The sequence below is a fragment of the Gordonia sp. DT30 genome (genome assembly GCF_049844915.1).
In the GTDB taxonomy this organism is placed as follows: Bacteria; Actinomycetota; Actinomycetes; order Mycobacteriales; family Mycobacteriaceae; genus Gordonia.
The window spans coordinates 290,146-308,778 of sequence record NZ_JBNCLY010000002.1; the positions used below are offsets into that span (position 1 = coordinate 290,146).

14 protein-coding genes are annotated in these 18,633 nt (G+C 69.1%); 7 read left to right on the forward strand and 7 right to left on the reverse strand.

Features of this window, described 5'->3' with window-relative positions:
- Window positions 1–22 precede the first annotated feature (22 nt).
- Window positions 23–1,441 (reverse strand): DUF349 domain-containing protein, encoded by a 1,419-nt coding sequence (locus ACLQ3C_RS03330; protein WP_425703399.1) that lies wholly within the window; start codon window positions 1,439–1,441, stop codon window positions 23–25.
- Window positions 1,442–1,704: 263 nt separating this feature from the next.
- On the opposite strand from ACLQ3C_RS03330, the gene ACLQ3C_RS03335 reads away from it, so the two are divergent.
- From ACLQ3C_RS03335 to hflX, 4 genes are all read left to right on the forward strand, one after another.
- Window positions 1,705–2,463 carry a hypothetical protein gene (locus tag ACLQ3C_RS03335; protein WP_425703401.1) on the forward strand — a complete coding sequence of 253 codons (759 nt, stop codon included), beginning with the start codon at window positions 1,705–1,707 and terminating at the stop codon, window positions 2,461–2,463.
- Window positions 2,445–3,386 carry a tRNA (adenosine(37)-N6)-dimethylallyltransferase MiaA gene (gene miaA / locus ACLQ3C_RS03340; RefSeq protein ID WP_425703402.1) on the forward strand — a complete coding sequence of 314 codons (942 nt, stop codon included), beginning with the start codon at window positions 2,445–2,447 and terminating at the stop codon, window positions 3,384–3,386. The genes ACLQ3C_RS03335 and miaA overlap by 19 nt, the downstream gene beginning before the upstream one ends.
- A gap of 86 nt (window positions 3,387–3,472) precedes the next feature.
- Entirely contained in the window at window positions 3,473–4,360 is an 888-nt protein-coding gene (dapF, locus tag ACLQ3C_RS03345) for a diaminopimelate epimerase (protein WP_425703542.1), read from the forward strand.
- A gap of 106 nt (window positions 4,361–4,466) precedes the next feature.
- Window positions 4,467–6,011, forward strand: coding sequence for a GTPase HflX (hflX, locus tag ACLQ3C_RS03350; protein WP_425703404.1), 1,545 nt, complete (start codon window positions 4,467–4,469; stop codon window positions 6,009–6,011).
- A 93-nt stretch (window positions 6,012–6,104) separates the two neighbouring features.
- Here hflX and ACLQ3C_RS03355 read toward each other — a convergent pair whose 3' ends face one another.
- The 4 genes from ACLQ3C_RS03355 to ACLQ3C_RS03370 all read right to left on the reverse strand — a co-directional run bounded on the left by ACLQ3C_RS03355 (window position 6,105) and on the right by ACLQ3C_RS03370 (window position 10,418).
- Window positions 6,105–6,365 (reverse strand): HPr family phosphocarrier protein, encoded by a 261-nt coding sequence (locus ACLQ3C_RS03355; RefSeq protein WP_425703406.1) that lies wholly within the window; start codon window positions 6,363–6,365, stop codon window positions 6,105–6,107.
- A gap of 115 nt (window positions 6,366–6,480) precedes the next feature.
- The gene (locus ACLQ3C_RS03360) at window positions 6,481–8,589 is read right to left on the reverse strand and encodes a PTS fructose transporter subunit IIABC (RefSeq protein ID WP_425703408.1); all 2,109 of its coding nucleotides are present in this window, start codon (window positions 8,587–8,589) and stop codon (window positions 6,481–6,483) included.
- A gap of 96 nt (window positions 8,590–8,685) precedes the next feature.
- Window positions 8,686–9,651, reverse strand: coding sequence for a 1-phosphofructokinase family hexose kinase (locus tag ACLQ3C_RS03365; RefSeq protein ID WP_425703410.1), 966 nt, complete (start codon window positions 9,649–9,651; stop codon window positions 8,686–8,688).
- A complete protein-coding gene (locus ACLQ3C_RS03370; protein ID WP_425703412.1) occupies window positions 9,648–10,418 on the reverse strand; it encodes a DeoR/GlpR family DNA-binding transcription regulator in 771 nt (256 codons plus the stop codon). The genes ACLQ3C_RS03365 and ACLQ3C_RS03370 overlap by 4 nt, the downstream gene beginning before the upstream one ends.
- A gap of 201 nt (window positions 10,419–10,619) precedes the next feature.
- On the opposite strand from ACLQ3C_RS03370, the gene ACLQ3C_RS03375 reads away from it, so the two are divergent.
- Complete coding sequence (locus ACLQ3C_RS03375; RefSeq protein ID WP_425703414.1) at window positions 10,620–12,338, forward strand: phosphoenolpyruvate--protein phosphotransferase; 1,719 nt, start codon at window positions 10,620–10,622, stop codon at window positions 12,336–12,338.
- Window positions 12,339–12,393: 55 nt separating this feature from the next.
- On the opposite strand, the gene lexA is transcribed toward ACLQ3C_RS03375, so the two are convergent.
- Window positions 12,394–13,044, reverse strand: a complete 651-nt coding sequence (gene lexA / locus ACLQ3C_RS03380; protein WP_425703544.1) for a transcriptional repressor LexA — start codon at window positions 13,042–13,044, stop codon at window positions 12,394–12,396.
- A gap of 367 nt (window positions 13,045–13,411) precedes the next feature.
- Between lexA and ACLQ3C_RS03385 the strand changes: the two genes are divergently transcribed.
- Window positions 13,412–14,014: a LysM peptidoglycan-binding domain-containing protein gene (locus ACLQ3C_RS03385; RefSeq protein WP_425703415.1), complete on the forward strand. Its 603-nt coding sequence runs from the start codon at window positions 13,412–13,414 to the stop codon at window positions 14,012–14,014.
- A 40-nt stretch (window positions 14,015–14,054) separates the two neighbouring features.
- Window positions 14,055–14,561 (forward strand): transcriptional regulator NrdR, encoded by a 507-nt coding sequence (gene nrdR, locus ACLQ3C_RS03390; protein ID WP_425703417.1) that lies wholly within the window; start codon window positions 14,055–14,057, stop codon window positions 14,559–14,561.
- Here nrdR and hrpA read toward each other — a convergent pair.
- Window positions 14,535–18,599, reverse strand: coding sequence for an ATP-dependent RNA helicase HrpA (gene hrpA, locus ACLQ3C_RS03395; protein WP_425703419.1), 4,065 nt, complete (start codon window positions 18,597–18,599; stop codon window positions 14,535–14,537). The genes nrdR and hrpA overlap by 27 nt on opposite strands.
- Window positions 18,600–18,633: the final 34 nt, after the last annotated feature.

An 18,633-nucleotide genomic window follows, 5' to 3' on the forward strand; every position in this document is an offset into this window, starting at 1 on the left:
TCGTCCGGTGCGCCGGGCCTGCTCAGCGCTCCGTGATCGCGCTCTGGGCGGCCTGCGCCCATTCCTGCCACTGCGCGGCCTGCTCACGGAGTTTCGCGGCGTCGCGGTCCTTCCCGCGTTCCTCGGCCTTGCGGGCCTGATCCTCGAGTTGCGCGGCCCGGTCGGCGAACTGCGCGGCGCGTGCCTGCGCCTCGGGATCGGTGCGCTGCCATTGGGAGTCCTCGGCATCGCGGATGCGCTTCTCCAGCGCCCGTGCCCGGTTCTCCAGCGAGTGCATCTGTTCGCGGGGAACCTTGCCGATCTCGTCCCACTTGTCCCGGAAGTTGCGGAACTCGCGGCGTGCGGCATCGAGGTCGGCGGCCGGGTCGATGACGGCCTCGGCGTGGGTGAGCAGTTCGAGTTTGGCTTGTCCATTGGCCGTGAACTCGGCGTCGCGCTCGGAGGCGACAGCGTTGCGCGCGGCGAAGAACACGTCCTGGGCTGCCTTGAATCGTTGCCACAGAGCTTCGTCGGCGTCGCGTGGCGCGCGTCCGGCGGCCTTCCACTCGGTCAGCAGGTCGCGAAAGCGCGCCGACGTCGGTGCCCAGTCGGTCGATGACGACAGTTCCTCGGCCTGTCCGATCAGCTCCTCCTTGCGGGCCTTGGCGCCCGCGCGGACCCGGTCGAGCTCAGCAAAATGCGCACCTCGGCGCCGGTTGAATGCATCGCGTGCCTTCGCGTAGCGCCTCCACAAGACGTCGTCGGTCTTGCGATCGATGCCCCTGATCGACTTCCATTCGGCGAGGATCGTGCGCAGCCGGTCACCGGATGGCTTCCACTGTGTCGACTCGGCGCCTATCGTCTCGGCCTCTGCGGCAAGTTCTTCCTTGCGGGCGATCGCGGCCGCGCGGGTTGCCTCCCGCTCGGCCTTGAGGGAATCGGCGACCTCGTCGGCCGCACCGACGATCGCCGAGAGCCGCTTCTCCAACGCGTCGACGTCGCCGATCACCGCTGCATCGGTCAATGTTTCCAGCAGGTGTTTGGCGGCGGCCTGCGACTTGTGTGGGTCGCCCGAGCGGGCGGCGAGCCGTTCCTCGAGGATTTCCACCTCGGTGGCGAGATCGTCGAAGCGACGTCCGAAGTGGTCGAGTCCCTCGTCGACCGAACCTGCCTGCCACGACCCGATCTGCCGTTCGCCCGATGACGTCTTGAGCCAGACGTTGCCGTCGGTGTCGATCCGCCCGAAGCGGTGGGGGTCGGTGTGTGGCAGTGGATTCGGGGTGACAGCTGGTGTGGGCACCTGCGTGGTCGGGCCCGGATGCGGGCGTGGCCGTGGTCCCGGTCTGGGTCCTGGGCGCGGCCCCGGTTTCGGGGTCGGTCCGGCGCTTCCGGCCGGCGCGTCGGCGCGCTCAGGGGCGCCGCCATGGTCCTTGTCGGTGTCCCCGACGTGTCCTTCGCTCATGTGCAGGTGGCCCTTTCCCGCCTTGTGGTGCCGCGCGTCACGGCTGCCGGTTCACTCCGATCCCGGACCGCGTCGCGTGCGTCCGGGCTTGGTCCATTCAAGCAGCTCAGTGTCCGCAGTGGTGATCAACGGGACCAACCCGCCGGCCCGTCACCGATCAGCGGTGGACATTTCGCTCGATTTCCGTCCGGAATGTCTATCGCCGCGCGCCTCGACCGGCGGCCGCGACGTCGATGAAGCCGGCGGTCCGATAGCGTCGGGATGTGTTCAGCTGCGCGGTGTTCGTCCCGACTGCACCCCTGCTGGTGCCCGAGCTCGCCGGTCCCGATGCCCATGACACGGTGCCGGTGCGGGCCGCCGCGCTGGCGGCGGCGTCGGAGTTGGCAAAGCGCGCCTCGCGCTGGGTGGTGATCGGTGCCGATGATGGTGTGAGCTCAGCGGATGCCGATCTGTCGAGCGGTGCCGCCGGCGTCGCGGCCACCGGCACCTTCGCGCGGTTCGGCGTCGATGTGCGGGTCGCCTTCGAGGAGAGCCGCATACCCCGGGCAGCCACGGCCACGGCCCGCATGCCCCTGTCGATGCTGATCGGGGCGTGGCTCCGGGGACAGGCGGGTGCAGTGCACGCGAGTGCGGTCGTCGTGAATCCGGCGGCGAGCGCGGGCGACTGTGCGGACCTCGGAGCGCGTCTGGCGGCGGCAGTGACCGAGTCGGACGAGTCCATCGGGGTTCTCGTCGTCGGCGACGGGGCGACGGCGCTGTCGCCGAAGGCGCCCGGCGGTGGGCTGCGCGAATCGGCGGTGCGGCTACAGGAGCGGATCGACGCCGCGCTGGCAAACGCGGATCTCGGGGTGCTCGGTTCGCTCGACGCCGACGAGTGCCGTGCCGAGGGGGTGAGCGGCAGGGCGGCCTGGCAGGTGTCCGCCGCCCTGGTCGCCGACATTCCGGTGCGCGCCGAATGTCTGTACGCCGACGCACCTTTCGGGGTGGGCTACGTGGTCGCCCGGTGGTCGGCGACATCGTGAACTCACGCGCCGCCGAGCAGGGCCCGGTGCCGGTGGCCGTCGTGGGCCCGACCGCGGTCGGCAAATCCGATCTCGCGCTCGACCTCGCCGAGGCCCTCGACGGCGAAGTGATCAACATCGACGCGATGCAGCAATACCGCGGCATGGACATCGGCACCGCGAAGCTCCCGGTCACGCACCGGCGTGGCATCACCCATCACCAGATCGACGTCCTCGATGTCACCGAGCTGGCCACGGTCGCGCGCTATCAGGCGTCGGCGACCGCCGACATCGAAGCCTTGCTCGCGGCCGGCCGCACGCCGGTGATCGTCGGCGGGTCGATGCTCTATATCCAGGGGCTCCTCGACGACTGGCAGTTCCCGGCGACCGATCCGCAGGTCCGGGCCCGATACGAGGCGATGCTCGCCGACGTGGGCGTCGCCGCCCTGCATTCCGAGCTCGCACGGGTCGACCCGGCCGCGGCCGCGGCGATTCTCGACACCGACGGACGACGTATCGTGCGCGCCCTCGAAGTCGTCGAACTCACCGGTCGGCCATTCGCGGCGTCGGCGCCGAAGATCGGTGAACCACGTTGGGGCACAGAAATATTGGCCCTCGACCGGGAGACGGCCGACCTGGACGACCGGATCGCCCGGCGGACGGCGGCGATGTTCGCCGACGGACTCGTCGACGAGGTGGCAGACCTGGTGGGCAAGGGACTGCGGGACGGCCGTACCGCACGCCGCGCGATCGGATACGCCCAGACGCTGGCCGCCCTCGATGGCGAGTACGACCTGGCGCGTGCCGAGGAGCTGACCTTCATCGGCACCCGCCGCTATGTGCGTCGCCAGCGTTCGTGGTTCCGGCGCGACCACCGGATCGTCTGGCTCGACGCGGCCGCCGCCGACCTCACCGCCCGCGCACTGGCTACCCTGGAGCGGTGACGAACAGCGCACCGGCCGCCGGCCCCGGACCGCGGGCCGGCCGCGACGAGTCCGGCCCCGACGAGTCGCCTGGCGCGGCGGTCCCGATCGGCGAAGGCCTCTCGTTCGTCAAGGGGCACGGCACCCAGAACGACTTCGTCATCCTCACCGATCCGGCCGCCGAGCTGACCCTGGGAGCCGAGTTGGTGGCCGCCCTGTGTGATCGCCGGCGTGGCCTGGGTGCCGACGGACTGCTGCGAGTCGCCCGAACGGGTGCGCTGGTCGCGGTGGGGGTGCTCGACGCACTGCCCGACGGGGTGGTTCCCGATGACTGGTTCATGGATTACCGCAACGGCGACGGCTCGATCGCGGAGATGTGCGGCAACGGGGTACGCGTCTTCGCCCATCATCTGCGCTCATCGGGCCTGCTCGACGTCGACGAGTTCACCGTGGGTTCCCGCGCCGGCGCCCGCCCGGTGGTGGTGCACAGCTGGGATCGGCTACGCGCCGATGTCAGTGTGCAGATGGGCCGGGTGCGCCTCGGGGCGGAGTCGACGGCGCGCATCGGCGACGACGTCTACCGCGGGGTGGCAGTCGACGTCGGGAATCCGCATCTCGCGTGCGTGGTCCCCGGACTCGACGCCGCACGACTCGCCGAGGTCGACTTCGGACGTGGCCCACTCATCGACTCCGAGGTCTTCGGCCACGGCGCCAACGTCGAATTGCTGACCGTGCCCGAGACCATCGACGGCCGGTTGCACGCCCGGATGCGGGTGTTCGAGCGTGGCGTCGGCGAAACCCGCAGCTGCGGAACAGGTTTGGTTGCAGCTGCGGCGGCTGCTCTTGCGTATCGCGGCGAGCGGACGGGTGAACTGGTGATCGACGTGCCAGGCGGACGGGTCGAGGTGACCGTCCACACCGACAACGCGTGGCTGCGCGGGCCGTCCGAACTCGTGGCCGACGGCCGCCTGCGGGCGGGCTGGGACGGACTCTGACCCGACGCGCCGGGGTCCGCGCCCCCGTGAACCCGAACGCATGAGCACCCGCGACAGAAATATTCGTGTGCGCTGCGCCGTTGATCCGTGTGATCATGGAAGGCGTATGACCGAATCAACACAGACTTCGTATCCCGCCGCCGAGCAGAACCCGGCGGCCCACTCGCAATCGAGCACAGCGGGCCAATCGAGCACAGCGGGCCAATCGAGCACAGCGCGTGCGGCGACCGTGCTGCACCCGGTGCCCGGTGTCGGAGACGACCCGACCACCGGTGACCTCCAACTATCCGAACGCGCGTCCTTGCAGCGTGTCGCCGGTCTGTCGACCGAACTCACCGATGTCAGCGAGGTCGAATACCGCCAGCTGCGTCTGGAGCGCGTCGTCCTCGTCGGCGTGTGGACCGAGGGCACCGCGGCCCAGGCACGGGCGGCGATGACCGAGCTGGCGGCGTTGGCCGAGACCGCCGGTTCGGCGGTGCTCGACGCCGTCATCCAGCGGCGCAGCGCACCCGACCCGGGCACGTACATCGGCTCGGGCAAGGCCGATGAACTGCGCGAGGTCGTCCTGGCGACCGGCGCCGACACCGTCATCTGTGATGGTGAACTGACGCCCGGCCAGCTGACCGCCCTGGAGAAGGTGGTCAAGGTCAAGGTCATCGACCGCACCGCACTCATCCTCGACATCTTCGCTCAGCACGCGACCTCCCGAGAGGGCAAGGCGCAGGTCTCCCTCGCCCAGATGGAATACATGATGCCGCGACTGCGCGGCTGGGGTGAGTCGATGTCGCGTCAGGCCGGTGGTCGCGCCGGCAGCAACGGCGGCGTGGGTCTGCGCGGACCCGGTGAGACCAAGATCGAAACCGATCGACGCCGCATCCGCGAGCGAATGGCCAAACTGCGTCGTGAGATCCGCGACATGAAGACGGCACGGGTCACCAAGCGGTCGGCGCGTACCCGCAGCGCGGTGCCGCGAGTGACCGTCGCCGGTTACACCAATGCCGGCAAGTCGAGCCTCGTCAACGCGATGACCGGCTCCGGGATGCTGGTGCAGGACGCCCTGTTCGCGACGCTCGACCCGACGACGCGCCGCGCCAGTCTCGACGACGGCCGTGAGGTCGTCTTCACCGACACGGTCGGCTTCGTCCGGCACCTGCCGACGCAGCTCGTCGAGGCGTTCCGCTCGACGCTCGAAGAGGTCGTGGACGCCGACCTGGTGTTACACGTCGTCGACGGCAGCGACGAGTTCCCCGCCGAACAGATCGCCGCGGTGCGCCGGGTCATCAACGAGGTCGTCGCCGATGAAGGCGCGCGCACTCCGCCGGAGCTGTTGGTGATCAACAAGATCGACGCGATCGACCACACCCGGATGTCCGAACTGCGGGCAATGGCCCCCGATGCGGTGTTCGTGTCGGCGCGCACCGGTGAGGGGCTACCCGAATTGTTCGACCACGTCCGCGAATTCGTGGGACGCAGCGATGTGGAGCTCACCCTCTCGGTGCCGTATGCGCGGGGCGAGGTGATCTCACGAATTCACCGAGAAGGTGAGGTGCTCTCATCGGCACACGATGAGCACGGCACCGTCGTGCACGCCCGGATGCCGCGAGCGCTGGCCGGCGAACTCTCGGATCTGGTGGTCGCCACGGCCGGCTGAGCCCTCGCGCAACGAACGGCCTCGGCCCGACACCTTCTCACCGCCGGTCCCTCGTGGGACCGGCGGTGAGTCGTATGCGGACTTGCCGTCGTGTCAGTCGGCGTCGAGATCGGTGGCGACGAGTTTGGCGATCGCGTCGACGGCCCCGGGGTCCTCGGCGGTCACCACCACGTTGGTGCCCTTCTCGGCGCCGAGCGTCATGATCATCAACGCCGACCCGGCGTCGACGGGCTCGCCGCCCTCGATGGCCAGCGTCACCGGTACGCCGGCATCGGCGGCGGCTTCGGCGATGATGGTCGCGGGGCGGGCGTGCAGTCCGACGGCAGAGCCGACGGCGACGGTGGTACTGGCCATGATGAGTACTCCTTGATCTTCGGATGCAGTGGAAACAGTATGTGCGGATTGGTGATCGGTGGGGCCGGAGTGCCCGGACCGGTGGGCGGAAACATCCGCCCACCGGTCCGGGAGGTCAGGCCGCGACGGTCTCGAGTGGCGCGACCTCGGTGTGTTCAGGGTTGCGGCCCCACTGCTTGGCAGCGACCACACACACCGCCGAGAGTGCGGTACCCGCGGCCAGCGCCACGAGGAACCACCACCAGGCGTTCATCGCGAAGAAGACGAACACACCCCCGTGCGGGGCACGCAGTTGCACGTCGAAGGCCATGATCAGGGCGCCCGACAGGGCGCCGCCGGCCATCATCGACGGGATCACCCGCAGTGGGTCGGTGGCCGCGAACGGGATGGCGCCCTCGGAGATGAACGACGCTCCCAGAAGCCAAGCCGCCTTTCCGTTCTCACGCTCCGGCTCGGTGAACAGCTTCGGGCGCAGCACCGTCGAGGCCAGGGCCATCGCCAGCGGCGGCACCATACCTGCGCACATGACCGCGGCCATGATCTCCAACTGTGCGGCACCGCCGATCGCGAGGCCGGTCGTCGCGAACAGGTAGGCTGCCTTGTTCACCGGCCCGCCGAGGTCGACGCACATCATCAGTCCGAGCACGATGCCCAGCACGATGGCAGATCCACCGGTCATGTGGCTGAGGCCGTTGTTCATCGCGGTGGTGAGCCACGCCAGGGGCTTGCCCAGGAACATGAACATGATCGCGCCGATGATGAGACTGCCGAAGAGGGGAATGATCACGACCGGCTGCAGCCCACGTGCCCACTGCGGCAACGGAATCCGGGAAATCCACAGGCAGATGACACCGGCCGCGAGGCCGCCGACGAGTCCGCCGATGAAGCTTGCGCCGACGGCGACCGATACCAGGCCCGCGACGAAGCCGGGGGCGATGCCGGGGCGGTCGGCGATCGCGAAGGCGATGTAGCCCGCGAGCGCCGGTACCAGCATCCCCATCGCCAAGGTTCCGATCGCGTAGCTCACCGCCCCCAGATAGGTGCCGAGCCCGCCGGCGGGTAGATCCCACAGACTGTTGTGCAGCGCGATATAGGCGCCGTCGGTCATGGTCTTGTCGATGTTCTTGTTGCCGATCTGATAGCCGGCGAGCAAGAAGCCCAGCGCGATGAGCAGACCGCCCGCCGCGACAAACGGGATCATGTAGCTCACACCGGTCATCAGCGCCTGCTGGACCTGCTTGCCCAGGCTCAGGCCGCCTCGCTCGGTGGCGCCCGCCGCGGCGTCGCCGCTCTCACCCGCCCGTACCACTGCGGCGTGCGGATTATCAGCGGCGGCAAGGGCTTCGGCGATCATCGCATCCGGCTCGTTGATGGCGCGCTTGACGCCGGACTCGATCACCGGCTTGCCGTGGAAGCGGTTCTTGCCCTTGACACCCACATCGGTGGCGAAGATGACGGCATCGGCACCGGCGATGACGTCCGGGGTGAACGGGGTGGTCCCCGAGGAGCCCTGCGGTTCGACGTGGAAGTCCACGCCGGCCCGCTCGGCGGCGTATTTGAGGGCATCGGCCGCCATGTAGGTATGGGCGATTCCGGTGGGGCAGGCGGTGATCGCGACGATCGACCGGGGCTTGTCGGCTCCGGCCTGGCCGGCGGGTGCGGTGTCTCGACCTGCCGGGGTGCCCGCGGCCTTCGACGTTGCCGCTGTTGTCGTTGCCGCCGTTGCCGCTGCGGCCGTCGGCGCGGTCGGGACCGGGGTCCCGGCGGCGGGCGGGTTGATGGCGGCGTCGACCAGTGCGACGACCTCGTCATCGGTTGCCGCGGCGCGCAGGGAGGCGACGAAGTCGGGACGTACGAGGGCGCGAGCCAGCGAGCTCAGCAGCTTCATGTGCTCGGCGGCACCGCCCTCGGGGGCCGCGATGAGGAATACCAGGTCGGCCGGACCGTCCGGGGCGCCGAAGTCGACCTTCGGCGACAGCCGGGCCATCGCCAGGCTCGCCTGTGAGACCGAGGCGGCACGGGCGTGGGGGATCGCGATGCCACCGGGCAGTCCGGTGGCGGACTTGGCCTCGCGGGCGAGCGCCGCGCGGGCGAGTTCGGCGGGGTCACCGGTGCGGCCGGCCGCACCGAGATTCTCCGCGAGGTGGTTGATCACCGACGACGGGTCGCCGCCGGCGTCGACGTCGAGATTCACCGTCGATGTGGTGATGATCTGCTCGGACATGGTCTTCCTTTGCTGGTCTTGCTCTGTGGGGAGGTGTCGGCGTGGGGTGGGCGGGTCTGCGGATGCCCGGTGTCCGGTCATGGCGGCCGGGGTCGGTCAGGAGGTTCGGGCGGCTCCGGCGAGATCGGTGACCCGGGCGTGTTCGGGGTCGAGTTGATCGGGCCGGGGTGGCTGGGTTCCGGCGAGCGCGGCGGCGGCGGCGCCGTAGGCGACTGCGCTGCGCAGGCGTTCGGGCTCGTCGGCACCCTGCGTCTCGGCGATGAGGTAGCCGGCGAGCGACGAGTCACCGGCCCCGACGGTGCTGCGCGGGACGATCGGCGGCGAGGTGGCGAACCAACTTCCCGTCTCCGTCGTCAACAGCGCTCCGGCGGCACCCAGGGTCGCCAGCACCGAGCCGCCGATGCGTCGGACCATCTCGGCCGCCGCGGCCACGATGGGGGTGAGGTCACCATCGGCGGCCGCCCGGCGCAGCACCTCCGGGTCCGCGCCGCTGACCTCGGCGAGTTCGTACTCGTTCGGTTTGATCAGATCGATTCGTCCGGTCACCGCAGCGGTGAGCGGTGCGCCGGAGGTGTCGACGGCTACCCGATGCCCACGACCGATCAGTTCATCGGCCAGTACCCGGTACCAGTTGTCGGGAACCCCCGGCGGCAGCGAACCGCACAAGGCGACCCAGTCGGCGTCGACGGCGCGCGCCAGTATCAGGTCGGTGAGCGCGTGCAACTGCTGATCGTCGAGACGTTGCCCCGGAGCGTTGATCTTGGTGGTGGTGCCATCTGGTTCGGCGATGGTGACGTTGGCACGCACCTCGCCGGCGACGGCGACGGTCTCATGGTGCAGACCGGCCCGGTCGAGTGCCGCGAGCAGCGGATCCCCGGCCCGTGCGGGCAGGACCGCGATGGTCGGCAACCCGGCCTCGGCAACCACCCGGGACACGTTCACGCCCTTGCCGCCCGGCTCGGCGCGAACCCCGGTGGTCCGCTGTACCTCGCCGCGTTCGAGCGGCCCGGCGATCTCGAGGGTGCGGTCCAACGAGGGATTCGCGGTGAGGGTGAGGATCATGCGATCACGACCTCGATACCGCGCGCGGACAGGACCGCCGAGAAGGCGGGGTCGATACCGGCATCGGTGATGAGGACGTCGACGTCGTCGAGGGCGGCGAAGCCGGCGAAATCCTCCCGGTTCATCTTCGACGAGTCGGCGAGTACGACCACCCGCTGGGCCGAATGCACCAGGGCCGACTTGACCGCGGCCTCATCCGGATCGGGAGTCGACAATCCCGCGCCCTCGCTGATGCCGTTGGTGCCGATGAAGGCGACCGATACGCGGAACTGCTCCAGGCGGGCAACGGTTTCGGCGCCGACCGCCGCCTGGGTGAGCCGTCGCACGCGGCCGCCGGCCAGGTGCAAGGTGACCGCTGCGTGTCCGCACAGCAATGTCGCCAGCGGCAGGCTGCTCGTCACCACGCTCAGTCGGCGATCGGCGGGCAGGTTGAGGGCGGCCTGATAGGTGGTCGTACCGGCGTCGAGGGCCACCGATCCGCCGTCGCCGGGAAGGAATCGGATCGCCGCCCGCCCGATGGCCGCCTTCTGATCGATGTGTGTGGCCTCGCGTTCATCGATGCCTTGTTCATCCACGATCGCGATGAGCCCCGGTCGAACCGCGCCACCGTGGACGCGCTGGAGGTGGCCGGCGCGCTCGAGACCCGCCAGGTCCCGGCGCACCGTTTCGCTGGTGACCTCGAACCGGTCGGCGAGTGCGTTCACCGATGCGCGCCCATTCGAGCGGACCAGCTCGGCGATCGCCTGCTGTCGTTCTTCCGCGTACACGTCTCTCCGATCGGTCTGTCCACCGACACCGCATGTTGGTTTCTGTGGCTATCGATGTTGATATATCTGTGTTTACGCTTGAGTGTGTTGACAAGTCAAGGAATTCTTGTAACTTCGATCACAGGACGGCTTCGCGGACGCCTGATTCACAGCCCGGCCGCGGTCGACGACCAGAGCTAGACGACGAGAAGGGCCAAAGTCGTGAACCAGCAGATACGGGAAGACAACCCGCACGCCGGGCGAGAACTTGGCGGGCGTGAACTGGGCGGGACGCCGGTCGTCGGCGGCAAGGCCTACGGTCCGGTGGTGCGGCCGGGCCGACGGATGACCGTCGAGGCCACCGAGGTGGCGCCGCCACCGGTTTCGGAGGCGGAGCGCGATGCCGAACTCTCCCGCTTCGTCGCCGCCGCCGGGGTGGTGGCGGCCCGTTTGCGCGAGCGTGCCTCACACGCGTCCGGGGCCGCCGCCGAGGTCCTGATCGCCACGGCCGGACTCGCCGAGGACCGCGGCTGGATCGGTGCGGTGTCGAAGCTGATCGGCACGGGCACGCCCGCGCCCGCCGCCGCCGTCGCCGCAACCGAGCAGTTCGCGGCGATGTTCACCAAACTCGGCGGACTGATGGCCGAACGCGTCACCGACCTCAACGATGTGCGTGACCGCGTCGTCGCCGAGGTGCTCGGGCAGCCCGAACCGGGGGTCCCGGTGCCCGACGAACCGTCGGTCCTCTTCGCCGACGACCTCGCGCCCGCCGACACCGCCGGCCTGGACCCGGAGTTGATCACCGCGCTGGCGACCCGACTGGGCGGACCGACCAGTCACACCGCGATCATCGCCCGGCAACTCGGGATTCCGTGTGTGGTGGCTGTTGCCGAACTCGACGTCGTCTCCGCGGGTACCGCGGTGCTGGTCGACGGGGCCGCGGGAACGATTGTGGTGGAACCGGATCCGGACCGAGCGCGAGCCGATGTGGAGCAGAGCCGCCGGGAGGTGGAGGCGATTGCGGGCTGGACCGGGCCTGGTCACACCGCCGACGGCCACGAGGTCGCGATCTTGGCGAATGTCGCCGATGGCGTCTCGGCCCGTGCGGCCACCGCGTCCCCGGTAGAAGGAGTCGGGTTGTTCCGTACCGAACTGGCCTTCCTCGATCGCCCGGACGAACCGTCCCTCGACGAACAGGCGGCACTCTACCGGGAGGTCATCGAGGCCTTCGGAGGCAAGAAGATGGTGATCCGCACCCTGGATGCGGGGTCGGACAAGCCGCTGAAATTCGTCGACCACGGGACCGAGGCGAATCCCGCACTCGGTGTGCGCGGCAACCGCATCGCGGCGACACACCCCGAGATCCGGGCCGGACAACTCGATGCGATCGCGCGCGCCGCCGAGGAAACCGGCAGCACGCCATGGGTGATGGCGCCGATGATCGCCTCGGCCGCCGAGGCGGCCGAATTCGCCGCGCAAGTACGCCGACGGGGTCTGGTGGCCGGAGTGATGATCGAGATCCCGTCGGCAGCGATACTTGCGCCGGCGATTGTGGCCGAGGTGGACTTCGTCTCGATCGGCACCAACGACCTGACGCAATACACGATGGCTGCCGACCGGATGTCGGCCGAGCTCGCCGAGTTGACCGATCCGTGGCAGCCGTCGGTCCTCGCTCTCATCGCGATGGTCGCCGAGGCGGGTTCGCGCACCGGCACCCCGGTGGGCGTGTGCGGTGAGGCGGCGGCCGATCCGCTGCTCGCCTGTGTCCTCGTCGGACTCGGGGTCACATCGTTGTCGAGTGCACCCGCCGCCGCGGCCGCGGTGGGCGCGAAACTCGCCGAGGTCGACCTCGATCGATGCCGCGCCGCGGCCACGGCGGCGGTGGCCACCGCTGCACCGGGTGCGGCTCGCGCCGCGGCCCGCGAGGCGTTGCGTTGTTAACTGCGCGGTGTGAGAAACGTGGTTGACACACCGCGCAGCTGATCAGCGCCTGCGCTCAGATCCGGCGCATGACGGTGACGACCTTGCCGAGGATGGCGGCCTCGTCACCGGGGATCGGCTCGAACAACTCGTTGTGCGGCATCAGCCAGACGTGGCCGTCCTTGCGCTTGAACGTCTTGACCGTTGCCTCGCCTTCGATCATGGCGGCGACGATGTCACCGTTGTCGGCCACGTTCTGCTGGCGCACGACCACCCAGTCGCCGTCGCAGATCGCGGCGTCGACCATCGACTCGCCGACCACCCGCAGCATGAAGAGGGAACCTTCACCGACGAGTTCGCGAGGCAGGGGGAAGACGTCTTCGACGGCCTCCTCGGCCAGGATCGGGCCGCCCGCCGCGATGCGGCCGAGCACCGGGACGAAGGTCGGGGTGGGCAGGTTCTCCGAGTTCGGATTGTCATCGGTGGGCGTCGGGTCGGCGTCGCGCACGTTGACCGCGCGCGGCCGGTTGGCGTCGCGCTTGAGCAGTCCCTTGCGTTCCAGCGTGCGCAATTGATGCGCGACCGACGAGGTCGAGGCGAGCCCGACGGCATCACCGATCTCGCGGATGCTCGGCGGATATCCCCGCTCGCGAACCGATTTGCGGATGACGTCGAGCACTCCCTGCTGACGTGGCGTGAGCGGTGCCTCGAAACCCCTCGGCACGATGGGCCGCCGCGGGGCGGCCGCCGCGTCATCAACCTGCGGTGTCGCCGCCGTCGCGGCGTCATCGGTGCTCGACTCTGTGGTGGCCGACTCCGGATCGGCCGCCTCGGCCGGCCGCGACGAACGGTCCTTCTTCTCACTCATCGGGATTCGAGTCCTTTCGATCGGGTGCGTGCCACCCCGGCCGTGGGCCGGTAGGTGACGTGCACACCTGTCGCGGGCCTGTGGTCGAGCTGATCACCGGTCAGAATAGCCGAGGTTTCGGACATCCTCAAACGTCTGTTCGACGTGTTGTGGAGAAATTGTCGGAGGGGGGTGGTACAACTCGAACATCCGTTCATCGAATGTGTGATCGAGACAGGAAGAGACCATGCATAGCACCCTTTTGTCGACCGACCAGACCCGCGTCGGCCGGACCCGTACCGACCAGACCTTCACCGGCCAGACCCGCGCCGGCGCGACCAACCCGGTTCCGCGCGCCCGTCCCCGCGAACAGCGGCCGCTCGATCCTCGCCGCGCCCCCCGGCGTTCCTCGGCCGTGAGTCGTCCCGCCGACCGGCGGCCGATCCGCCCGGTCTCCCGGCGGATACCGGGCGCCGACGGCACCTGGTGCACGTCACCGGCCGGATCACATCACCTGGCCGGAACGGGTGATCCGGGTGGCCACAGGTCTCGCCGGACCGGCGCACTGGTGGCCGTGCTGACCGGCGTGGCACTGGCGCTACTGGTGTGGCTGGTCGCCGTCGCCGGTTCGGACTATCAGGAATCGGCCCAGCGGGGGTCGGCACGGCCGGCGCCGATCGCCACCCAGGTGGTCCATGTGCGCGCCGGGGAATCGCTGAACGCCATCGCGGCGCGGGTGGCGCCCGACATGCCCCGGCAGTCGGTGATCGAGAAGATCGTCGAACTCAACGACATGTCCGGCAGTGCCGTGCAGGCAGGGCAGTCGCTGCTCGCGCCGGCCTACCGGTGACGCGAGAAGTCGGTGCGGTGGCGGGCGGTATCCTAGGTGCATGCGCTGCCCGTTCTGCAGGAATGACGACACCAAGGTCATCGACTCCCGTGTCGCCGATGAAGGACAGGCCATCCGCCGGCGCCGCTCATGCAGTGCCTGCGGCCGCCGTTTCTCGACTGTGGAGACCGCCGTGCTCGCGGTGGTCAAGCGCAACGGCGTGACCGAGCCGTTCAGTCGCGAGAAGGTGATGCGCGGGGTGCGCCGCGCGTGTCAGGGCCGGCAGGTCGACGAAGACGATCTCGCCCAGCTCGCCCAGCAGGTCGAGGAGACGGTGCGGGCCTCCGGAGCTGCCGAGATTCCCAGCAACGAGGTCGGGCTGGCGATCCTGCAACCGCTGCGCGACCTCGACGAAGTGGCATATCTGCGCTTCGCGTCGGTTTATCGTTCCTTCGATTCGCTCGAGGACTTCCAGCGCGAGATCGACGACCTGCAGGGCAACCTCACCCATGGCCGCTCCGAATCCGCCGGCGGGGTCGTCTCAGCCGAGCCGGTCCAGGGCTCGTAGCGCCCTCTTCTCCGAGATCGGATATCGGGTTCCGAGGCGCTGGGCGAACAAACTCACGCGCAATTCCTCGACCATCCAATGCGCCTGCTCGTTGACGGCATCGCGACGCGCATCACCCACTTCGGCGAGGCGCTGATTCCACCGCTCGACCACGCGGTCGAGTACAGCCATCCCGTCGCGATCACGCACGGCCGACCCCGGGAGCTGCTCCAGCCGTTCCCGCGCCCCCCGCAGATATCGGGGAAGATCGGCGAGATGCGTGCGCGGCGTCGCCACCACGAAGCCGTCGAACACCAGGTCATCGAGTTGTTCGGCGACATCATCGGCAGCGAGTTGACCGGAGTGCTCGTCGATCACGCCCCGCAGGGTCACGACCTCACGGAGCGCCTCGACGGCGAGCGACAGGTACTCGGGGGCCGCCACGACGACGCGCGGTCGCAGGTCGTCGACGAGTGCCGAGAACGCGGCAGGGGTGCGCACGGTGTTCGCCGCCTCGACGTCGAGCAGATCGCGAACCGCACGCCGGGTGCAATCGGTGAAGAGCCCGGCGGGCTCCCGGTAGGGGCTCTGACTCAGGGCAATCCGCCGGGCCGGCTCCAGGGCTCCGGCGGCCTTGGGTGAGAGTGTCCCGATTGCGTTCTCCAACAAGACGATCACCGCATCGCGGCGCAGCGCGTCGGCCAGGGCCGCGGTCGGGGCGGTGGCCGACGCGACGCCCGCCGGATGTGCCTGCGCCCGGACCACTCGCAACGTCGGGTGACGGGTGACCCGCTGACCGGCGACGTCGACGGTCTCGGCGAGTTCAAGAGTGCCGATGCCGTCGGCGGTCCAGGTGGTGTACACCTGCTCGGACGGCGGGGGCACCGACGCCGATCTCGGTGTGGTCAGCTCGGCGAAAGTCGTGGTGCGGGTGATGATCTCACCCGAATCGTCGGTGACGGCGAAATGCATGCGCAAGTGCCCGGGCAGGCGGTCGAGATCGAAATCGGCCGGCGTGACGGTGTGGCGGGTGATGGTCGACAACTCGCGCGCCAGGCCGTGCGTCAGCGGCTCGGCTCGGGGAGTCAGGCGAGACAGGGCGAGATCGGCGAAGCGCTGTGCCGGTGCCATCGTCTTGCGCAGCGACTTCGGCAGCGTCTTGATCAACTCGGCCGCCAACTCCGAACGCATACCCGGCACCAGCCAGTCGAATCCGGCGTTGCGCACGTGGGGGAGCAGTGCCTGCGGGATCACGATGGTGACGCCGTCGTCGGCGGTGCCGGGTTCGAATCGGTAGCGCAGCTCCAGGCGGGTGTCACCCTGGCGCCACACACCCGGATAGTCGGTGTCGGCGACGGCGACATCGGCCGCGACATCGGCCGGGGTGAGATCGAGTAGGTGCGGCTCGCGCCCCCGCGCCGAGCGCCACCACGAGTCGAAATGGCGGGTAGAGGTGACCTCGGCCGGAACACGCCCATCGTAGAACTCGAAGAGCTGTTCCTCGGAGATCACGAGATCTCGTCGACGAACCCGGTGCTCGACGTCGGCAGCATCGTGCAACAGCTGCCGATTGCGCTCGAAGAACACATGATCGGTGCGCCAATCGCCCTCGACGAGGGCGTGCCGGATGAACAGTTCGCGCGAGAGTTCCGGATCGATCGAACCGTAGTTCACCCGCCGCCGAGCGACGAGGGTGACGCCATAGAGGGTGACCCGCTCATAGGCCATCGCCGCACCCTGCCGTGAGGACCAGTGCGGTTCGCTGTAGGTGCGCTTGACAAGATCTCCGGCCAGTCGCTCCACCCACACCGGATCGATCCCCGCGACGGTGTGGGCGAAAAGCCTTGAGGTCTCGATGATCTCGGCTGCCATCAGAAATGACGGCGGCTTCTTCGTCACCGACGATCCAGGGAAGATCATCAGCGTCGTGTTGCGGGCGCCGGTGTATTCGCGGCCTGCGGCATTGCGGGCGGCGATGTTGCCCAGCAGCCCGGCCAGGATCGCGCGGTGGATGGCGTCGGCATCCGATTCGGTCTGCGGCACCTCCCAGCCGAGGTCACGCACGATGCCGGTCAGCTGCCGATGCAGGTCCTGCCATTCGCGGATCCGTAGATAGTGCAGGTACTCCCGTTCGCAGGACCGGCGGAATTGGTTGCCCGACAGCTCTTTTCGTCGGTCCTTGAGATATGTCCAGAGTTTCGGGTAGGCGAGGAAATCTGACCCGGGGACCGTGAACCGGCGGTGCGCGGCGTCGGCGGCCTCACGGTGCTCGGCGGGCCGCTCCCGGACATCGGGGATCGACAGTGCGGCCGCGATGACCAACACATGATCGAGGCAACCCTCGTCGCGTGCGGCGACCAGCATCCGGGCGATCCGTGGATCCACGGGGATCCGGGCCATCGTCGTGCCAACCGCCGTCAGGCGCGGTGCGCCACCCGCCTTCGGGTCGGTGGCGATGGCTCCGAGTTCGTTCAGCACCGCCATCCCGTCGCGGATGGCTCGCGCATCGGGTGGCTGCACAAACGGGAACTCGGCGACGTCACCGAGCCGCAACGACGTCATCTGAAGAATGACCGACGCCAGATTGGTGCGCAGGATCTCCGGATCGGTGAACGCCGGACGCGCGTCGAAATCGGCCTCGGAATAGAGGCGGATGCAGATACCGGGTGCCACCCGGCCACACCGGCCCGCACGCTGACGCGCACTCGCCTGCGAGACCGGCTCCACCGGCAGCCGCAGGACCTTGGTGCGAGTCGAGTACCGCGAGATACGGGCGGTACCCGAATCGATGACGTAACGAATTCCGGGCACCGTCAAGGACGTCTCGGCGACGTTGGTGGACAACACGATTCGTCTTCCGTTGGACGGCGCGAAGACCCGCTGCTGATCGGCGATCGAGAGCCGGGCGAACAGCGGTACGACCTCCGCACCCGCCGCAACCCGGCGTGACAACGACGCCGTGGCCTCCCGGATATCGCGTTCGGTGGGTAAGAACACCAGAATGTCGCCGCGTCCGCCCGAACCCCACAATTCGCCGACCGCGGCGTCGATCCCCTCGAACAGATCGAGATCGGCGTGCTCACCGCCGCCGGTGTCCTCCCCGGAATCCGGATCCTCCCGCAACGACAACGGGCGATACCGCACGTCGACCGGATAAGTCCGCCCCGACACCTCCAGGATGGGCACGGTCGCGGGCACGGCAACACCACTGCGCCCGCTCGCTTCGCTTCCGGCGGGCACGGCAACATCGCCCCCGCTCGCTTCGCTCCCGGCGGGCACGGCAACATCGCCCCCGCTCGCTTCGCTCCCGGCGGGCGGCACACCGAAGTGCCGGGCGAAGCGGCCCGGCTCGATGGTGGCCGAGGTGATGATCACCTTCAGATCGGGACGACGGGGGAGCAGCCGCCGCAGGTATCCGAGGATGAAGTCGATGTTGAGGCTCCGTTCGTGGGCCTCGTCGACAATGATCGTGTCGTAGTGCCGCAGCATCGGATCCGAGGAGATCTCGCGCAGCAGAATTCCGTCGGTCATCACCTTGACGAGCGTGTCGGCGCCCGAACGATCCGAGAACCGCACCGAGTATCCGATCGCCTCCCCGATCTCGGTGTGCGTCTCGTCGGCGATCCGGCGTGCAACCGAACTGGCCGCGATCCGCCGCGGCTGCGTGTGTCCGATCGCCCCGCGCACCCCGCGCCCGAGTTCGAGGCAGATCTTGGGCAACTGCGTGGTCTTGCCCGACCCGGTCTCGCCCGCGATGACGACCACCTGATGCTCGGCGATGGCCGCCGCGATCTCCTCGCGTGCCGACGACACCGGGAGATCGGGGGGATAGTCGATGACCGGGATCGCCGCGCGACGCGATGCGATCCGCTTCTCGGCGCCTTCCACCGCCCGCAGAAGCCCGCCGGCACGCTCCGGCGACGGGCTGCGGCCGAGCTTCTCGAGGCGACGGCCCAGGGTGTGTTCATCGATGATGGTCAGCCGGGCGATTCGCTCGCCCAGCTCACGACGATCGACGTCCTCCGGGCGGCCGGCGGATCGGGAAGGTGCAGAGGACATGATGAAACCAGGATATGGGGTCGCCATCGGTGGT